We start from the raw sequence: 680 nt of genomic DNA, 5'->3' as shown, positions 1-680 counted from the left end.
GGACAGGCCCGCCAGCACGATGCGAGCGCGCAGGCGCAAGCGAGGACGCGGTGCGGTGCCGGTAGTCGAAACGGCGGTCATGGCAGCGCCCTCCCGATGAGCCAGGCGGAGTGCCGCTCGGCGGTGTATTCGGGCAGCGGCAGGCGCGCAGCGAGCCGGTTGGCGAGCGTGCGCCAGTACGCGGGCGAAACGGCAGCGGGCGCGATGCCCAGCGCCTCGATGGCGTCGATACGCTCCAGCACGGCGCGCACCGATTGCTCACCTTCGGCGTGCAACAGCAAGCGCGCGCCCGGCTGCACGCCGGGGATGCGCTGCTCCTCATCTAGCGGCGTGCAAGCCTGCATCACCATGAGCTGCCAGCGCACGGTGCCGTAGTCGTTGGCCTGCCAGCGAATGCGGCAGAAAACGGCGTTCGGCAGGAACACGGCGAGACTGCGCCAGCGGTCGAACCGGTGCGTGCGCGCGGGTTCGCCGAAGCGCAGATAGAGCTTGAAACGGTGCTCCAGGAAGGCCAGCGAAACGCGCGTTAGCGGCGTTGAAATAGGCCGCGCCGCGTGTGCTGGGAATGGTGGCGCTGGTACAGCCGTGGCCGCACCAGCGGCAGGCAAAGCGGATGCGATCATGGTGTGTTCTCCCTGCGGTGTTCTGGAAACTCGCGCTCCAGCAGGCCGCGCAGCAGT

At 69.0% G+C, this 680-nt stretch carries 1 protein-coding gene and 2 pseudogenes; all 3 read right to left on the bottom strand.

Going from position 1 to position 680, the window contains the following annotated elements:
• Nucleotides 1–81, bottom strand: a pseudogene (locus H928_RS33100) (S26 family signal peptidase); the annotation flags it as partial.
• On the bottom strand, nt 78–623 hold the full coding sequence (locus tag H928_RS0107440; protein ID WP_017234566.1) for a DUF2840 domain-containing protein: 546 nt from the start codon (nt 621–623) through the stop codon (nt 78–80). The pseudogene H928_RS33100 and the gene H928_RS0107440, both read right to left, overlap by 4 nt.
• A pseudogene (locus H928_RS33095) lies at nt 620–680 on the bottom strand (chromosome partitioning protein ParB); the annotation flags it as partial. The pseudogene H928_RS33095 and the gene H928_RS0107440, both read right to left, overlap by 4 nt.

The organism is Comamonas sp. B-9 (assembly GCF_000410635.1).
Taxonomy (GTDB): Bacteria; Pseudomonadota; Gammaproteobacteria; order Burkholderiales; family Burkholderiaceae_C; genus Comamonas.
The sequence above is the reverse complement of the archived record's forward strand: the minus strand, read 5'-3'. Positions and strand labels throughout refer to the sequence as shown.

Coding starts and splice junctions, on each gene's coding strand:
- H928_RS0107440 (WP_017234566.1), bottom strand. CDS start 623: ATGATCGCATCCGCTTTGCCTGCCGCTGGTGCGGCCACGGCTGTACCA.